Source organism: Polycyclovorans algicola TG408 (assembly GCF_000711245.1).
Classification (GTDB): Bacteria; Pseudomonadota; Gammaproteobacteria; order Nevskiales; family Nevskiaceae; genus Polycyclovorans; species Polycyclovorans algicola.
Window position 1 is genome coordinate 2,202,038 of sequence record NZ_JOMH01000001.1, and the last position, 16,793, is coordinate 2,218,830.

The 16,793-nt window shown below is 63.9% G+C and carries 20 protein-coding genes; 17 read left to right on the forward strand and 3 right to left on the reverse strand.

Annotated elements, in window-relative coordinates:
- Positions 1–100 precede the first annotated feature (100 nt).
- From lpdA to msrA, 16 genes are read left to right on the forward strand one after another with little or no spacing between them, the layout of a single operon-like run.
- On the forward strand, positions 101–1,540 hold the full coding sequence (gene lpdA, locus U741_RS0110575) for a dihydrolipoyl dehydrogenase (RefSeq protein ID WP_029890443.1): 1,440 nt from the start codon (positions 101–103) through the stop codon (positions 1,538–1,540).
- A 17-nt stretch (positions 1,541–1,557) separates the two neighbouring features.
- Positions 1,558–2,154, forward strand: coding sequence for a YfaZ family outer membrane protein (locus U741_RS0110580; RefSeq protein ID WP_029890444.1), 597 nt, complete (start codon positions 1,558–1,560; stop codon positions 2,152–2,154).
- Between the two features lie 16 nt (positions 2,155–2,170).
- Positions 2,171–2,887, forward strand: coding sequence for a YebC/PmpR family DNA-binding transcriptional regulator (locus U741_RS0110585; RefSeq protein ID WP_029890445.1), 717 nt, complete (start codon positions 2,171–2,173; stop codon positions 2,885–2,887).
- 2 nt (positions 2,888–2,889) lie between these two features.
- Positions 2,890–3,402 (forward strand): crossover junction endodeoxyribonuclease RuvC, encoded by a 513-nt coding sequence (gene ruvC, locus U741_RS0110590; RefSeq protein WP_043110262.1) that lies wholly within the window; start codon positions 2,890–2,892, stop codon positions 3,400–3,402.
- Positions 3,399–3,992 (forward strand): Holliday junction branch migration protein RuvA, encoded by a 594-nt coding sequence (ruvA, locus tag U741_RS0110595; protein ID WP_029890447.1) that lies wholly within the window; start codon positions 3,399–3,401, stop codon positions 3,990–3,992. The genes ruvC and ruvA overlap by 4 nt, the downstream gene beginning before the upstream one ends.
- Complete coding sequence (ruvB, locus tag U741_RS0110600; RefSeq protein ID WP_029890448.1) at positions 3,989–5,020, forward strand: Holliday junction branch migration DNA helicase RuvB; 1,032 nt, start codon at positions 3,989–3,991, stop codon at positions 5,018–5,020. The genes ruvA and ruvB overlap by 4 nt, the downstream gene beginning before the upstream one ends.
- Complete coding sequence (locus tag U741_RS0110605; RefSeq protein WP_029890449.1) at positions 5,017–5,424, forward strand: YbgC/FadM family acyl-CoA thioesterase; 408 nt, start codon at positions 5,017–5,019, stop codon at positions 5,422–5,424. The genes ruvB and U741_RS0110605 overlap by 4 nt, the downstream gene beginning before the upstream one ends.
- Before the next feature lie 31 nt (positions 5,425–5,455).
- A complete protein-coding gene (tolQ, locus tag U741_RS0110610) occupies positions 5,456–6,139 on the forward strand; it encodes a protein TolQ (RefSeq protein WP_029890450.1) in 684 nt (227 codons plus the stop codon).
- Positions 6,140–6,167: 28 nt separating this feature from the next.
- Positions 6,168–6,593 (forward strand): protein TolR, encoded by a 426-nt coding sequence (gene tolR / locus U741_RS0110615; protein WP_029890451.1) that lies wholly within the window; start codon positions 6,168–6,170, stop codon positions 6,591–6,593.
- A 4-nt stretch (positions 6,594–6,597) separates the two neighbouring features.
- Positions 6,598–7,623: a cell envelope integrity protein TolA gene (tolA, locus tag U741_RS0110620; RefSeq protein ID WP_029890452.1), complete on the forward strand. Its 1,026-nt coding sequence runs from the start codon at positions 6,598–6,600 to the stop codon at positions 7,621–7,623.
- A gap of 56 nt (positions 7,624–7,679) precedes the next feature.
- Entirely contained in the window at positions 7,680–8,936 is a 1,257-nt protein-coding gene (tolB, locus tag U741_RS0110625; RefSeq protein ID WP_152551568.1) for a Tol-Pal system beta propeller repeat protein TolB, read from the forward strand.
- Positions 8,937–8,971: 35 nt separating this feature from the next.
- Positions 8,972–9,514 (forward strand): peptidoglycan-associated lipoprotein Pal, encoded by a 543-nt coding sequence (pal, locus tag U741_RS0110630; protein WP_029890454.1) that lies wholly within the window; start codon positions 8,972–8,974, stop codon positions 9,512–9,514.
- Between the two features lie 17 nt (positions 9,515–9,531).
- Complete coding sequence (gene ybgF, locus U741_RS18420) at positions 9,532–10,386, forward strand: tol-pal system protein YbgF (RefSeq protein ID WP_052378699.1); 855 nt, start codon at positions 9,532–9,534, stop codon at positions 10,384–10,386.
- 8 nt (positions 10,387–10,394) lie between these two features.
- On the forward strand, positions 10,395–11,087 hold the full coding sequence (queE, locus tag U741_RS0110640) for a 7-carboxy-7-deazaguanine synthase QueE (protein ID WP_029890456.1): 693 nt from the start codon (positions 10,395–10,397) through the stop codon (positions 11,085–11,087).
- Positions 11,087–11,806 carry a 7-cyano-7-deazaguanine synthase QueC gene (gene queC / locus U741_RS0110645; protein WP_152551701.1) on the forward strand — a complete coding sequence of 240 codons (720 nt, stop codon included), beginning with the start codon at positions 11,087–11,089 and terminating at the stop codon, positions 11,804–11,806. The genes queE and queC overlap by 1 nt, the downstream gene beginning before the upstream one ends.
- Positions 11,787–12,389, forward strand: a complete 603-nt coding sequence (msrA, locus tag U741_RS0110650) for a peptide-methionine (S)-S-oxide reductase MsrA (protein WP_052379017.1) — start codon at positions 11,787–11,789, stop codon at positions 12,387–12,389. Before queC ends, msrA begins: the two co-directional genes overlap by 20 nt.
- Here msrA and U741_RS0110655 read toward each other — a convergent pair.
- Together U741_RS0110655 and U741_RS0110660 are read right to left on the reverse strand one after the other, a co-directional pair.
- Complete coding sequence (locus U741_RS0110655) at positions 12,353–12,835, reverse strand: hypothetical protein (RefSeq protein WP_152551569.1); 483 nt, start codon at positions 12,833–12,835, stop codon at positions 12,353–12,355. The genes msrA and U741_RS0110655 overlap by 37 nt on opposite strands.
- Complete coding sequence (locus tag U741_RS0110660) at positions 12,825–13,187, reverse strand: hypothetical protein (RefSeq protein WP_029890460.1); 363 nt, start codon at positions 13,185–13,187, stop codon at positions 12,825–12,827. Before U741_RS0110660 ends, U741_RS0110655 begins: the two co-directional genes overlap by 11 nt.
- A 154-nt stretch (positions 13,188–13,341) precedes the next feature.
- Between U741_RS0110660 and U741_RS0110665 the strand changes: the two genes are divergently transcribed.
- On the forward strand, positions 13,342–14,697 hold the full coding sequence (locus tag U741_RS0110665; protein WP_235200317.1) for an MATE family efflux transporter: 1,356 nt from the start codon (positions 13,342–13,344) through the stop codon (positions 14,695–14,697).
- Between the two features lie 10 nt (positions 14,698–14,707).
- On the opposite strand, the gene U741_RS0110670 is transcribed toward U741_RS0110665, so the two are convergent.
- Positions 14,708–16,750, reverse strand: a complete 2,043-nt coding sequence (locus U741_RS0110670) for an NADPH-dependent 2,4-dienoyl-CoA reductase (protein ID WP_029890462.1) — start codon at positions 16,748–16,750, stop codon at positions 14,708–14,710.
- Between the last annotated feature and the right edge of the window lie 43 nt (positions 16,751–16,793).

A 16,793-nucleotide genomic window follows, 5' to 3' on the forward strand; every position in this document is an offset into this window, starting at 1 on the left:
GCGGGGCGACCCGCCTTTGTCATTTTTATCACCCCATTGCGCCACCGTTTCCGGCGACAATGATAATTGTTATCCCATGCAAGAACAGGAGTAAACCGTCGTGAGTGAGCGCTATGACGTGATTGTGATCGGGGGCGGCACCGGGGGTTATCCTGCGGCCATCCGCGCTGGGCAACTGGGTCAGAAGGTGGCCTGCATCAATGCCTGGCTCAATCGCGACGGCAAGCCCGCGTTTGGTGGCACCTGCCTCAATGCCGGGTGCATCCCGTCCAAGGCGCTGCTCGAAAGCTCGGAGATGCTGCACAAGGCGCAGCACGAATTGACCTTGCACGGTATCAGCACCGGCAAAGTGGCCTTTGACCTCGCCGCCATGCAAGCGCGTAAAGACAAGATCAGCAGCGGGTTGACCGGCGGCATTGGTGCGCTGTTCAAGGCCAACGGCGTCACCGGCATCGAAGGCTGGGCCAAGCTTCTGGGCGACGGCAAGGTGGAGGTCACGCCGCACAAGGGTGACAAGCAGGTGCTCGAGGCCGAGCACATCATCGTTGCCACCGGCTCCGAGCCAGTTCAGTTAAAAATTGCCCCGCACGATGGTGAGTTCATCGTCGACTCGTGGGACGCGCTCGACTTCACCGCCGTGCCCAAGCGGCTCGGCATCATCGGGGCCGGCGTCATCGGCGTTGAGTTGGGCAGCGTCTGGTCGCGCCTGGGCGCGCAGACCGTGTTGCTCGAAGCCGTTGATACCTTCCTGCCCATGGTTGATGCCGCCATCAGCAAAGAAGCGCTGCGTCATTACGGCAAACAGGGGCTCGACATCCGCCTCGGTGCCAAGGTCATCAAGGCCGAGAAGAAGGGCAAGGGCGTTCAGGTCAGCTTCGAGTTCAAGGGCAAGACCGAAACCGAGACCTTTGACAAGCTCATCGTTGCGGTCGGTCGCCGGCCCTTCACCGACAAACTGGGCGCAAAGGACGTCGGGCTTGAACTTGACGAGCGCGGCTTCATCAAGGTCGACAAAGGCTATCGCACCAACCTGAAAAATGTCTATGCCACGGGCGACGTCATCGGCGGCGCCATGCTGGCGCACAAGGCCATTGAAGAAGGCGTGGCCCTGGTCGAGCAACTGGCCGGGCACCACACCCAGGTCAATTACAAGGCGGTGCCCAGTGTCATTTATACCTCGCCCGAAGTGGCGTGGGTGGGTCTGTCTGAGGCCGAAGCCAAAGCGGCGGGCCATGAGGTGAAGACCGGCGCCACCTCGTTTGCCGGCAATGGCCGCGCCAAGGCGCTGGAAGCGGCGGTGGGGCAGATCAAGGTCATTGCCGACGCCAAGACCGACCGGATTCTTGGGGTGCACATGGTGGGGCCGTACGTCTCCGAGCTGCTCGCCGAAGCCGTGCTGGCGCTGGAGTTTGCCGCCACCTGCGAAGACATTGCGCTGACCATGCACGGCCACCCGACGCTGTCAGAGAATTTCCACGAGGCGGTACTGTCGGTTGATGGCCGTGCCATACACGCCATCAACAAGAAGAAAGCGGCCTGAGCCGCAGGAGTCAACGGATGCAAGGTTTTTTTAATCGCCCCGGTGTCATCGTCGCCCTCAGCCTGGCGCTGGGATCTGTCCTGCCACTGACGGCACAGGCCGCCGAGTTGGACCTGAATGTCGGTGACAAGAGTTTCAGTGGCCATTTCACCGGTGATGCGCCCAACCTGCGCAGCAGCACGGCGAGCTACCAGTTCGGGTTTCTGACCCGGCCTGACGATGAGCCCACGCTGCGGCAGTTTCACGCCCAGTTTTTGGTCACTGGTGACGCGGGTGCGCGCGAGTTCGATCTGACCGCCGGTCTTGGTGCCCGCCTGCTTTACCTCGACAAGGGTGCGCGTGACGGCTTCACCGTCGCGTTTGGCGGCGAAGCGCGCGCCAAGCTGCCGACGGCTGACCGCTTCTCGCTGGGGGCCTACGGCTACATCGCGCCCAGCGTCACCTCGTTCAGTGACGTCGAGGGCTACACCCAGATCGGTGTCGACGCCGCTTACGAGATCATCCGCGGCGGCGCCATTTACGTCGGCGCTCGCCACGTTCGTTACAAGTTTGAAAATGTCGGCCGTTTCACCGTCGACAACGGCATGCACATCGGGCTGCGGCTCACGTTTTAGGGTTTGAGGAACACCAATGGGACGTGGCCCGAGTATTGCCAACCGCAAGGGCGCATCCGACGCCCAGCGCGGGCGTTTGTTCACAAAGCTGATTCGTGAAATCAGCATGGCGGCGCGTCAAGGCGGCGCCGACCCTGACAACAACGGTCGCTTAAGTCTCGCCATCAGCCGGGCGTTGGCGCAGAACATGCCGAAGGACACCATCGAGCGCGCCACCAAGCGCGCCGCCGGTGAGGGCGCTGACGCCACTCAGGAAATCCGCTACGAGGGCTATGCACCCGGCGGCGTCGCGGTGATGGTCGACTGCATGACCGACAACCCGACACGCACCGTGGCTGAGGTACGCCACGCGTTCTCGAAAATGGGCGGCAGCCTCGGCACCAGTGGCTCAGTGGCGTACATGTTCACTGAGCAGGGCCAGCTGCTGCTCGAGCTCGACGATCCGGCCGTTGAGGAAAAGCTGCTCGAATTGGCGCTGGAGGCCGGCGCCGACGATGTGATCAGCGACGGCGGCATCGTCGAGGTTGTGGCCGCGCCGGCCCAGTTTGCGGCAGTCAAGGCGGCCGTCGATACCCTGGGTCTGCCGTATCTCGAAGCCGCCGTTGTGCAACGCCCGGCGACCACCGTGGCGGTACAGGGTGAAGACGCCGAGCGGGTGGCCAAGCTGGTGGAGCGACTCGAAGAGTTGGACGACGTGCAGAGCGTCTACGCCAACGCTGACTGGCCCGGCTGAGTGTGACCCGCATTCTCGGTATCGATCCCGGCTCGCGTCACACCGGATTCGGTGTGATTGACGTGGTCGGACGCGCCGAACATTACGTCGCCTGCGGCCGCATCAACAGTGTCGACGGGTCGATGGCCGAGCGGCTAAACCTCATTTTTCGGCGCCTCTGCGAAGTGATCGACGAACATCGGCCTGACGAAGCGGCGCTGGAAGAAACCTTCGTCAATCGTGTCAATGCCGCCAGCGCCCTGGTGCTCGGCCAGGCGCGCGGCGTGGCCTTTTGTGCGCTGGGGTTGCGCGGGCTCACGGTCGCCGAATACAGCGCCTCACAGGTCAAGCAGGCGGTGACCGGGTCGGGCCGCGCCGACAAAACGCAGATTCAGCAGATGGTGCGCATGTTGCTGAAGCTCGATGTCGCGCCGGTCAGTGATGCGGCCGACGCCCTGGGCGTGGCGCTGACACACGCCCGGGTACGCGCCACACGGCTGGCCACCGGGCAAACCTTTGTGGGATCCTGGAAATGATCGGACGCCTCTACGGCAAGCTGGTCCTCAAGGCGCCGCCGTCGTTGATGGTCGATGTCGGCGGTGTCGGCTACGAAGTCGAAGCCCCGATGTCGACGTTCTACAAACTGCCGGCGCTGGGTGAGGCCGTGACCCTGCACACGCATCTGGTGGTGCGTGAGGACGCGCACCTGCTGTTCGGCTTCGGCTCGCTGACCGAGCGCAAGTTGTTCCGCGACCTGATTCGCGTGTCGGCCATTGGCCCAAAATTAGCGCTGGCGATTCTCTCCGGCATGCAGGTCGACGAATTCTGGAACTCGGTGCGTGCCGGCGATGTAGCGCGCTTTTCAAAGTTACCGGGTATCGGCAAGAAAACCGCTGAGCGCTTGATCATGGAGCTGCGCGACAAAGCCGGCGCGACCCAGGCCGAGGGGCTCTCGGCGGGCTATGGTGGCGCGGCGCCGGTCGGCGCCTTGCAGGAAGCCCGTGCGGCGCTGGCCTCGCTGGGCTACAAGCCGGCCGAAGTCGAGCGCCTCAGTCAGGCCGTGTTTGAAGAGGGCCTCGACACCGAGACGCTGATTCAGCGTGCGCTGAAGCGGGCGATTCGATGAGTGACGAACGGCTGGTCTCGGGTCAGCGAGCCGAGGAGGAGCTGCGGATCGAGCGCGCCATTCGGCCGCAGACCTTGCAGGATTATGTCGGCCAGCCCCGCGTGTCCGAGCAAATGGGCATCGCCATCGAAGCGGCGCGGCGCCGCGCTGAAGCCCTTGACCATGTGTTGATCTTCGGTCCGCCGGGTCTTGGCAAAACCACACTGGCGCACATTCTGGCGGCCGAGATGGGCGTCAACCTGAGGCAGACCTCGGGCCCGGTCCTCGAGCGGGCGGGCGACCTTGCGGCGCTGCTGACCAACCTCGAGCCCCACGATCTGCTGTTCGTCGACGAGATTCACCGCCTGTCGCCAGTGGTTGAAGAAGTGCTGTACCCGGCCATGGAGGACTATCAGCTCGACATCATGATCGGCGAAGGGCCGGCCGCCCGGTCGATTCGCATCGACCTGCCGCCGTTCACCCTGGTCGGCGCCACCACGCGCGCCGGCAGCCTGACCAGTCCGCTTCGGGACCGCTTCGGCATCGTTCAGCGGCTGGAGTTTTACTCGGTGCCCGATCTGGCCTCCATCGTTGCCCGCTCGGCCACCATTCTGAAAGTGACGCTCGAACCTGAAGGCGCGCTGGAAATCGCCCGCCGCGCGCGCGGCACGCCGCGCATTGCCAACCGACTGTTGCGGCGCGTGCGGGACTATGCCGAGGTTCGCGCCAGCGGCATCATCACGGCGGCCATTGCCGGCGAGGCGCTGCAGATGCTCGAAGTCGACACCAATGGTTTTGACCTGATGGACCGGCGATTGCTGTTGATGCTCATCGAGCGATTCGATGGCGGACCCGCCGGACTCGACAATCTGGCAGCGGCCATCGGTGAAGCCCGCGAGACCATCGAAGACGTCATTGAGCCTTACCTGATTCAGCAGGGCTACCTGATGCGCACCCCGCGTGGCCGTGTCGCCGGGCGCCTGGCCTATCAGCACTACGGCCTGCGCGTGCCCGAGTCCTTGACAAAGCCGGACCTGTTTGAGGAATGAGGCCACCGCACGAACTCAGCCTTCGGGTCTACTGGGAAGACACAGACGCCAGCGGCGTGGTCTACCACGCCAACTACCTCAAGTGGGCCGAACGCGGCCGTAGCGATTGGTTGCGCGCACTGGGCGGCGCGCAGCAACACTGGATCGTCGAGACCGGCATCGCCTTCACCGTGGCCGAGTTGACGGTGCAGTACCGTCGCCCGGCGCGACTCGAAGACACCGTCCGTGTGCTCACCGAACTGGCGACCCAGCGACGCGCGAGTCTGGTGTTCGAACAGAACATCGTTAACGCCGAAAGCGGCGATTTGCTCGCCAGGTTGTCGGTCAAAGTCGGCTGCGTCGACGTGACGACCTTCCGGCCCAAGCCCCTGCCGGATTGGTTTTTCAGTCAGAATAGGGATTGATTGTTTCCCCCATATTTCTTGAGGATTTGGCATGCCGTCGGATATGTCGTTTACCCACCTGATCGCCAGTGCCAGTTTGTTCGCACAGTTTGTTTTGGTTGCGCTGGTTCTCGCATCGATCCTGTCGTGGGCCCTGATCTTCTCCAAGCGCAGCCTGCTGCGTCGGCTGGACAATGATGCCAACGACTTTGACGAGCAGTTTTGGAGTGGCGGCAACCTCGCCGATTTGCACGAGCAGACCCGCCGAGATGAAGATTTACACGGCATCGCGTCAATCTTCAATGCCGGTTATGAGGAATACACGCGCCAGCAAACCGGGGGTCGACTCGATGCCGATGACGCGGTTGCGTCAATTCAGCGTCAAATGCGCGTCTCGCAGGTTCGCGAGGTGGAGCGGGCCGAAAATGGCCTGTCGATGCTTGCGACCATCGGCTCGGTCAGTCCGTACGTCGGTCTGTTGGGCACCGTGTGGGGCATCATGAACGCCTTCATTGGCATCGGGCAGATGCAGAATGCGTCGCTGGCCGCCGTGGCCCCCGGTATTGCCGAAGCGCTGATCGCCACCGCCATGGGTCTGATCGCCGCCATCCCGGCTTACATCGCTTACAACATCTACAGCCGGCGTATTGAGCGGCTCGAGAACCGTTACACGACGTTCTCTGACGAGATGATCGGCATTGTCGAACGCAGCCTGCGCAGCAGCCAGCGCGGTTAAGCCGAAGTCCACGAGTCAGGAGCCTTACATGGCGCGTCGCAAGCTTTCATCCGAAATCAACGTGGTGCCCTACATCGATGTGATGCTGGTGTTGCTGGTCATTTTTATGATCACTGCACCGTTGATGACCCAGGGCATCGAAGTGGACCTGCCGCAAACCGAAGCCCAGACCATCTCGACCGATGACGAACCGACCATCGTGTCCGTTGACGACCGTGGCCAGTATTTTCTCAACCGCGGTGAACGTCCTGATGAGCCGATGGACCTGACGCTGCTGGCCGAGCAGGTCAACATCCTGGTCGAGGCCAACCCTGACCAGTTGATCCTGCTCGAAGGCGATGGCGCCGCGCAGTACGCCGCCGTGGCGCAGGCCATGTCGACCTTGCAGGGCATCGGTGTGAAGAAGCTCGGGTTCATCACCAAGCCGACCGAATCTGTCAGGACGGGCCGTTGAGCCGATGGGCGTTCGTCGAATCCACCTTGCGCTGGCGGCTCTGGCGCATTTGCTGTTCGTGCTCCTACTGATCCTGCTGCCGGAGTTGTTCAAGCGCGACCCTGAAGTCATCGAATACATGGAGGTCTCACTGGTCGAGCCGTTGCCCGATGCAACACCGCCGCCGCGACCGACCCCCCAGCCGACTGTCGAGCCAACGCCGCCGCCGACCCCGCCGCCGACGGCCAAGCCAACACCGCCACCAACGCCTGCCCCCACGGCCAAGCCGACCGAGGACCCGGCGGTTGCGGTCAAGAAATTCACCGATGCGATCGCCCTGAAGCTGGACTGCGACAACATCGGTGCAATGCGTGACGAGGCGCGGCGCGGCAATGCTGCCCAGCGTGAGGCGGCACTGCGGCTGATCGCGGAACGGCAGCGTGCCTGCGAGCGCGAGGCCAAAGAGAAGAAGGAAAAGCAGGAGCAGGAGCAGCGCAAGATCGAAGAGCAGGTCGCCGCCGCCAAAGCAGCGGCGGTCGAGGCTGAACGCAAGCGTGAAGAAGAGGCCGAACGCCAGCGCGAGCTCGAAGAACAGCGCAAGCGTGAGGAAGAAGAACGCGAACGTCGTGAAGAACAGCGCAAGCGTGAAGAAGCCGAGGCCCAGCGACTGGCGGACGAACAGGCGGCACGCGAAGCGGCCATCCAGGCGCAAATCGAGGCTGAACAGCAGGCGATTCGCCAAGCGCGCATTGGGCGGGCGCTCAGCCAATGGGAGCGTGACGTGATTCGCGTGCTGCGCAACAACATCCGGCTGCCACCCGGCGTGCCGGAGGACATTGTGGCGCGCGTTATCATCCAGGTGCTGGAAGACGGTACGGTCATGAGCACGCAACTCGCCGACCGTTCAGGTAATGCGACTTACGATCAGGAGGTCGTGCGGGCCATCGAACGCAGCAACCCGCTGCCGCCGATTCGCGAACCGCTGTTGATGGATGAAATTCGCAAGCAGGGCGGGGTAGCCCTTCGCTTCACACCGGCACAACTACGGTAATGACGATGATGTTCGAACGATCAAACAAAATAACGTTGTGGCTGACTGGGCTATTGATGCTCGGCGCAGTTTCCTCTGCGTCTGCCCAGCTCGAGATCACGGTGTCCGGGGGGCAGGAGTCGGCGCGTCCCATTGCGGTGGTGCCTTTCGAAACGCCGGACAGCATCGAAACCGATGTTGCCAGCATCATTGAGGCCAACCTCAGCCGCACCGGTTTGTTCGACGCCATGTCGCGCGACAACATGCTCGAGCGCCCCACCGACATTGCCAACTTCAACAGTTCCAATTGGCGTGCGGTGCGCATGGAGAACGTGGTCATCGGCCAGCTTCGCCTCGATCCGGCCTCCGGTAATGTCGGGGCCCGTTTCTGGCTGGTCGACACGCTGCTCAATGAGCAGTTGCTCGGGTTTGACATGCCACCGGTGCCACCCTCGCAGGTGCGGTATCTGGCGCACCAGATTTCTGACCTGATCTTTGAAAAGCTTACCGGCATTCCGGGCGCGTTCAACACCCGCATTGCCTACGTCGCGGCGCAGGGCCTCGGCTTTGAGCGGCGTTTCCAACTGATCGTGGCCGATGCCGACGGCTACAACCCCCGCACCATCGCCACCTCGCGTGAACCGATCATGTCGCCGTCGTGGTCGCCCGACCGGTCACGACTGGCCTACGTCGGCTACGAGCGCGGTCGCTCGGCCATTTACCTGCACGAGTTGAGAACCGGGCAGGTGAAAACGCTGGTGTCAGAGCGCGGTATCAACGGCTCGCCTGCCTGGTCGCCGGACGGCACCAAAATCGCCTTGACGCTGTCGTTCGAGACCAACCCCGACATTTACATCATCGACACCGCCACCGGGCGGCGCAACCGATTGACCACCCATTTCGGCATTGACACCGAACCAGCCTGGTCACCCGATGGGCGCCAGATCGTCTTCACCTCGGATCGCGGCGGGAACCCGCACATCTATCGGGTGCCGGTCGAGGGCGGTGAGCCCGAGCGACTGACCTTCGATGGCCGCCAGAATCTTCGTGCCAGCTATTCGCCCGACGGCCGCGATCTGGTGTTGATCAACCTCGATCAGGGCGCCTATCGGGTTGCAACGCTCAATCTCGACTCCAAGCGCATGACCCTGTTGACCGAGGGGCGCCTGGATGAGAGCCCCAGCTATGCGCCCAACGGCGCGGTCATCATTTACGCCACACAGCGGGGCAATTCCGCTGAGTTGGGCACTGTTTCGACAGACGGCCGTATCAAGAGCCGCCTGCGTCAGACCGGCGATGTTCGCGAGCCGGCGTGGTCCCCGTTGTCCCCATAAGCCTCGTTATTGCTGTTCACCCATTAGGATTTGCCATGAAACTTTCAACGCTTCGTCTGTGTGCCGTAATGTTGGTCGTTGGTGGCCTGAGTGCTTGCGCCTCAGGCGGATCGAAAGATGCCATTGAAGGATCATCCCAATCCGGTTCCACCGAACGCCCTGCCACCCGTCCGATGCAGGACTTCTCGGGTGATAGCGGCAGCAGCCTGTCGGACGCCGACAAAGCCCGCGCGGAAGCCGAAGCCGCCCTGGCCAAGAACGTCGTTTACTTTGAGTACGATCAGGACACCCTGACCTCCGAGGGCACCGCCACCGTTCGCGCCTATGCGGAATACCTGCTGGGCAACCCCGCGGCTCGCGTCCGCCTTGAAGGTCACACCGACGAACGCGGGACGCGCGAGTACAACCTGGCCCTTGGCGAGCGTCGCAGTCGCGCGGTTGAAGCCGCACTGAGTCGCGCCGGTGTCAGTTCGGCGCAGATCACCTCGTTGAGCTACGGCGAAGAACGTCCCACCTGCATTGAGAGCACCGAATCCTGCTGGGGTCAGAACCGCCGCGTGGAGATCATCCGACTGTGATCAGAATGCCGCCCCTCATGAATCAGCGGCTCCGGCCGCACGTGCTCACCGGCATGCTCGCACTGGGCGTGGTGGGCTTGTCCGGATGCGCCGTGCCGGGATCGCCGATTTCAGGGGGAGGCGGCGAGCTGAGCCCGCAAGAGCGGCGGTTGCAGGACACCGAGAACGCATTGGTCGTCATCAAGCGCCGGCTCGACGGTATCGATTCGGCGCTCGATGACAGCGGCAGCAACGTCGCCGGTGAGGTCCGCGACCTTCGCGGTCAGGTCGAAGAACTCACCAACGCCGTGCGGCAGCAGGAAGAGCGTGGCAAGCAGATATTTGTCGAACTCGAACAGCGAATTCGTCGACTCGAAGGTGGCAGCGGGACACTCAACGGCGGCGGTGCCATGCCGCCACTGGTGGGGCTCGGCGGCTCAGCGGGGGGCGCCAATGTCGGCACCAGCCCCGAGCCGGCAGGATCCCAGTCACAGGCGCGTGGCGCGGCACCGTTTGATGCCGATGAAGAGGCCAGCTATCTGGCCACCTTCGAACTGCTCAAGAACGGCAAGTACGACGAGGCCATCAAGGGTTTTCGCAGCCATCTGGCCCAGTATCCCGATGGCCAGTATTCCGACAACGCCGCCTACTGGATGGCCGAGGCCAGCTTCGTCAAACGCGATTTTCAGACGGCGCGCTCGGGCTTCAAGCAGGTCGTGGATTCGCATCCCGACTCGCCGCGCGCGCCCGACGCCATGTTCAAGCTCGCACTGGCCCAAGAAGAGTTGAAGCAGGGCAGTGATGCCCGCAGCACGCTGCAACAGGTGGTGTCGCGTTATCCGACCAGCAATGCGGCGCGGCTTGCCCAGCAGCGCCTCGACGCTGGGCGGTGAGTGGCACCATGTCCGGTTCGATCCGGGCTGAAGACCAACCCCCGGCTGCTGAAGTGGACGGGGGAAGGCTCAAAATCACCGAAATATTTCGCTCGCTGCAAGGCGAGTCCGACAGCGTCGGCTGGCCCACGGTTTTCGTACGACTGACGGGCTGTCCGTTGCGCTGCCAATACTGCGACACCGCCTATGCGTTTCACGGTGGGCAGTGGCAAACCGTCGACACGGTCGTCGCGACGGTTGCCGATTACGCCACACGTCGCGTGTGTATCACCGGCGGTGAACCGCTGGCGCAACGCGCCGTGCTCGGGCTGATGCGTCGCCTCTGCGACGGCGGACACGCGGTGTCCATCGAAACCAGTGGCGCCCTGGACATCAGCGGCATTGATCGCCGAGTGCGACGGGTGATGGACCTGAAGACGCCCGACTCCGGTGAGCAGGCGCGCAACCGCTGGGAAAACCTCAGCGATCTCCGTGCCGATGACGAGGTCAAGTTCGTGATTTGTTCGCGCGCCGACTACGACTGGGCCAACGCGATGGTTGACCAACACGCGCTATTGACGCGGACCCGCGTGCTCTATTCCCCCAGTGCCGATCAGTTGCCCGCGCGCGACCTTGCGGACTGGATACTCGAAGACCGTCGCGAGGTGCGCTTTCAAACCCAGTTACACAAGGCGCTGTGGGGCGCCACGCCGGGGCGATGATGACCTCGGTGGCCACTGAGCGTCGCGCCGTGGTGCTGCTGTCCGGCGGGTTGGATTCGGCCACCGTGCTCGCCGAAGTGGTCGACCAGGGCTATGCCGCGTATGCCTTATCGGTGGCCTATGGTCAGCGCCACTCAGCCGAGCTTGCCGCGTCCGAGGCCATTGCCGCGCACTTCAAGGCTGCGGCGCATCAGGTCCTGACGGTGGATGTCGGTCGGTTTGGCGGATCGGCGTTGACCGATCAACGTATCGCCGTGCCCGAAGATGCCAGCGACGGCATTCCGGTGACCTACGTACCGGCGCGGAATACGTTGTTTCTGTCGCTGGCGCTTGGCTGGGCCGAGGTGCTCGATGCCGAGGCGATTTTTATCGGTGTTAACGCCGTGGATTACTCGGGCTATCCCGATTGCCGCCCTGCGTTCATCGACGCCTTTTCGGCGCTTGCTGCGGTGGCGACCAAGTCGGGCGTCGAAGGCCACGGGCCGCGCATCGAGGCACCGCTGATGACGCTTGGCAAGGCCGACATCATCGCCCGCGGCACCGCTCTTGGCGTGCCGTGGTCCCTGACCGTGTCGTGTTACCAGGCTGATTCGCGCGGCCGCGCCTGCGGTCGTTGCGACAGTTGTCGGCTGCGCCGCGAAGGCTTTGCCGCCGCCGGCCTGGCCGACCCCACCCGCTATCAACCCGGAAGTCCTCACCATGGCAACACTGACCGCTGAGCAACTCCCCGATTTGGCCGATTCACTTGCCGCTGCGGGTGGCGGCCGTCTGGTGCTGGGCGGCGGCTGCTTCTGGTGCACCGAGGCGGTCTTCGTGCTCGTCGATGGCGTTACCGAAGTGACGCCGGGTTATGCCGGCGGTGCAGCGGCAACGGCGCACTACGCCGATGTGTGTTCGGGGCAGACCGGTCATGCCGAGGTGATTGACGTGCGCTTCGACCCTTCGAAAGTCAGCGCCGAAACCTTGCTAAAAATCTTCTTCGCCGTGGCCCACGACCCGACCCAGGTCAATCGCCAGGGTCACGATGTCGGCACCCAATACCGCTCGGCGGTGTTTGCGGTGGACGCGGCGCAGGCCGCAGGGGTGCGCGATTACATCGAAACGCTGAACGCGGCGGGTGTGTTCAGTGCACCCGTCGCCACTGAAGTCACGGCGCTGGAGGCCTTTTATCCTGCCGAGGCGGCGCATCACGACTACGCGCGGCGTCATCCGGGGCAGCCCTATATCCAGGGTGTCGCGGCACCGAAGGTCGAGAAGCTCAACCGTCAGTGGGGCGGTTTCTGCCGCCGCGCGCCCGGTTGATCGGCGTGGGTTGTCGGTCCGGCGACTTCGGCTGAAGTCTCGCTGTCGCGCAAGCCGATGCCACGACGCACACCGCGTCCCACCAGACGATTGATGGCGTTGATGCCCTCGTAGACCGCTTCGGCGGTTTCGTCGTGCGCGGCCTGGGCTTTCAGCACCTTCTCCTTGGCCCCCGGCTTGTTGGCGAGAATGGCAAAGGGAATCGAGGCGATGCCCCGGTGAACGGCACGGACCGTCGCACTGGTCAGTCCAACGGCGCTTTCGGTGAACTGCTGCGCACGGGCAAGGCGCGCCTGCGCATCGAGTCGCAACTGGGTATCGAGTGCGCGCAACGCGACGCGTCGCAGGCTGTCGGCCAGCGCGCGCGCGTCACGCTCCAGTCGCCACCAGGTGACCACACCCCAGGCGACGAGTACCGCCAGCAACAATGCGGCACTAAGCGCCACGAACGACCCTGACCTCGGCCTTGACGCCTTGCTTGACCAACTCTTCGCGCACCCGCTGCAGCGCCTGCCGGGTGACTTCCTGGCGTAGCAGGTCTGGGGCCACCGCAGCGGCCGGCCCGGCGAAGCGGTTTTCTTTCATCGCGAGTTCGAAGGGATTGAGAATCTCGATGGTGATCAGCGTGGGCCGCGGGCTGCCGATCAGCGCTGCAGCGTCGGGCGCCTGCAGCACGGCGGCGTCGGTCAGGCCAGCCAGCTCGGTGCGCATGTGTGTGACCAGGCGTTGCAAGTGCCCAATGCGCCAGACCAGCAAGGCCGTAATGATGGCCAGCGGGATGATCAGTACCCAAGTCATGATGTTCCTCGTGCTCCGGTGCAATAGACTGCGCGCCGCCAACGCGGTGCGTCAGCAGCTGCAAGCTTAGACGCGGCGCATTCAATCAGCATCCGCCCTGCCGCCGACCTCGCCGGTCATGGCAGCCAAAGGCGCCTCGAACCCAAGCCACACCGTGCAACTTCTGACCCTCGAACTGAAACGAACCCTGCGACTGGCGCTGCCCATTGTCGGTTCGCAGCTGTTGTTCATGAGCATGGGCACGGTCGACACCATCTTTGCCGGTCATCACGGGCCGGAAACCTTGGCGGCAGTGGCCCTGGGCACCAACATTTTCTTTCTGGGTCTGGTGACGCTCTCCGGGTTGTTTTTGGCGCTGGCGGCACGGTTGGCGGCGCTGCGCGGTGCCGGCGCGCGCCCGGACGTGCTGGGTCAGCAACTCTGCGGCGCACTGGGTCTGGCGACCGTGCTGGGCCTGGTTTGGATGGCCGCGAGTCTGCTCAGCGCCCGGCTGATCGTCAGCCGGCTGGGGGTGTCCGAGGCGGTGCAGGCCGGTGCGGCCGATTATCTGTTCATCGTCAGCTTTGCCTGCGTGCCGCTGTGCTGGTGCTTTGCGCTGCGCAACATGACCGAAGCGCTGCAGCGGCCGCGCATTCCGCTGCTGATCGGGCTGATCGGGCTAGGCGTCAACGTGCTCGCCGACGCCGTGCTGATTTACGGTCGCTGGGGGCTGCCCGAGATGGCCTCCGATGGTGCCGCCTGGGCCAGCGTGCTGTCGGTGATGGTGATGCTGCTGGCCTATGCAGGCGCCTACTGGCGGCTGCCGGTGTTGCGCGCGCTGCAGCTGACCTCGCAGCTACGCCGTCATGCCTGGACCGGTAGCGTGGCCTTGCTCAAGCTGGGCGTTCCGGTCGCGCTGATTCTCACGGCCGAAGCGTGGCTGTTTCAGGTGGGCGCCCTGTTCATTGCCCAGTTCGGTGACATCGCCATCGGCGCGCATCAAATCGCGATCAACTTTGCGGCCATGGCCTTCATGGTGCCGTTGTCGATTGGCATGGCGGCCACGGTGCGGGTCGGTGATGCCTTGGGGCGGGGCGATCTGCCGGCGGCGGCGCGCGCCGGGAATGCCGGCATCGTCATCGCCATTGGCTTTGCGCTTTTGTCGGCGTTACTGATGTGGACCGCACCCGGTGCCATCATCCGTCTGTACACCACCGACCCGGCCGTGTCGGCACTGGCAGTGAGTTTTCTCGGCTTTGCTGCGCTGTTTCAACTGTTCGACGGCATCCAGGCTTCGGCCAACGGCGCCCTGCGCGGCCGTCAGGACACCCGCACGCCGATGATCATCACCGTGATCGCCTACTGGGCGGTGGCGATGCCGGTCGCGGTGTGGCTGGCCTTCGCGCAAGGGATGGGTCCGACCGGGATCTGGATCGGGTTCATCCTCGGCCTGGCGCTTGCCGCCGCCGGTCTGACCTGGCGCTGGTGGGTTCTGCGGCATCGCCCGGTCGAGCTCCCGGCAACGGGCTGACCGCGCAAGCTCAAAGTCGCAAGGCCAGCTCGGTGCCCTGCTTGATCGCGCGCTTGGCGTCCAGCTCACCGGCTTCGTCAGCGCCGCCAATTAGGTGCACCGAGCAACCCGCCGCCAACAGCGGCGCCTGAAGGCTGCGGTCACTGACCTGGCCTGCACAGAGCACGATGCTGTCGACTTCGAGCAGCGTGGCTTTTTCGCGCTTCTCGCCAAAGCTGATCAGCAGGCCGCGTTCGTCGATGGCTTCGTAGTTGACGCCGCTGAGCATCTCGACCTGCTTCATCTTCAGGCTGGCGCGATGCACCCAGCCGCTGGTCTTGCCGAGACGCTTGCCCACGGTTTCGGCCTTGCGCTGCAGCAGCGTGACCTGGTGAGCGGGTGGGGTGATGTGCGGTCGCGTCACGCCGCCGCGTTGCGATGCCGGGTCGGTGACGCCCCATTCGGCCTCCCAGGCGTGGCGATCGAGGGTCGGGGAGGGTTGCGCCATCACCAGAAACTCCGACACGTCGAAGCCGATGCCGCCAGCGCCGACCACGGCCACTTTCGGGCCGAGCTTGGCGCCGCGCAGTACCTCGATATAGCTCTTGACCTTGCCATTGGCCGCATGCGCGTCCTGCCCCGGAATCTTCGGGTCGCGCGGGATGACGCCGGTGGCCAGAATGATGTCGTCAAATCCACCGGCGGCCAGCATGTCGGCGTCGACGCGGGCGCCCAGTTTGACGGTGACACCGGTGTCGCTCAGACGGTGATTGAAGTAGCGCAGGGTTTCGTGAAACTCCTCTTTGCCAGGCACCAGTTTGGCAAGGTTGAACTGCCCGCCAATCTCGTCGGCACCATCGAACAGGCTCACCTCGTGTCCGCGTTCGGCCAGCGTCGTCGAGCACGCCAGCCCCGCCGGACCGGCACCCACCACTGCGACGCGCTTCCGGCGCGCGGCCGGCTGGCTGACCATCAGGGTTTCATGGCAGGCGTAGGGGTTGACCAGACATGACGCGGTCTTGAGCTGAAAGCTGTGATCCAGACACGCCTGGTTGCAGGCAATGCAGGTATTGATGCGGTCGGCCTTGCCGGCGGCGGCCTTGCTGATGAACTGCGCGTCGGCGAGGAACGGGCGCGCCATGCTGACCATGTCGGCCATGCCGTCAGCCAGAATTTGCTCGCCGACCTCGGGCGTGTTGATGCGGTTGGTGGTGCACAGCGGAATCTTGATTTCGGCCTTCATCTTCTCTGTGACCCAGGCGAAGGCCGCGCGCGGCACGCTGGTGACGATGGTGGGCACACGCGCTTCGTGCCAGCCAATGCCGGTGTTGATGATCGTCGCGCCGGCCGCTTCGATGGCCTTGGCCAGCATCACCACCTCTTCCCAGGTTTGCCCGTCGGGGATCAGGTCAAGCATCGACAACCGGTAGATGAGGATGAAGTCGGGCCCCACCGCCTCGCGCACACGGCGCACGATCTCAACGGGAAAGCGCATGCGGTTTTCATAGGTGCCGCCCCAGTCGTCCTCGCGGTGATTGGTGTGCTTCACCAGAAACTGGTTGATCAGATAGCCCTCGGAGCCCATCACCTCAACGCCGTCGTAGCCGGCCTCACGCGCCAGTTCGGCGCAGCGGACGAAGGCGCGAATTTGCCGCTCAATACCGTCTTCGGTCAGCGCGCTGGGGGCAAACGGGGTGATCGGGCTTTTGATCTTTGACGGCGCCACATTGAACGGGTGATAGCCGTAGCGGCCGGCATGCAGAATTTGCAGGGCGATCTTGCCGCCTTCGTCGTGCACGGCCTTGGGAATGATCTGATGCGCGCGCGCCGCGCGGCTGGAGCTCAGTTGGCCAGCCAGCGGCGAAACCCAGCCCACTACGTTGGGCGAAAAGCCGCCAGTGACAATCAAGCCGACACCGCCGCGTGCGCGCTCGGCAAAATAGGCGGCCAGGCGCGGGAAGTTCTTCCGGCGGTCTTCAAGCCCGGTGTGCATCGACCCCATCAACACGCGGTTGCGTAGGGTGGTGAAACCCAGATCAAGAGGGGCCAGCAAATGAGGATAGTGAGCTGACATGAGGGGCAAGCCAGTGGAAAGGTTGAAGCGCAGTCTACGAGCC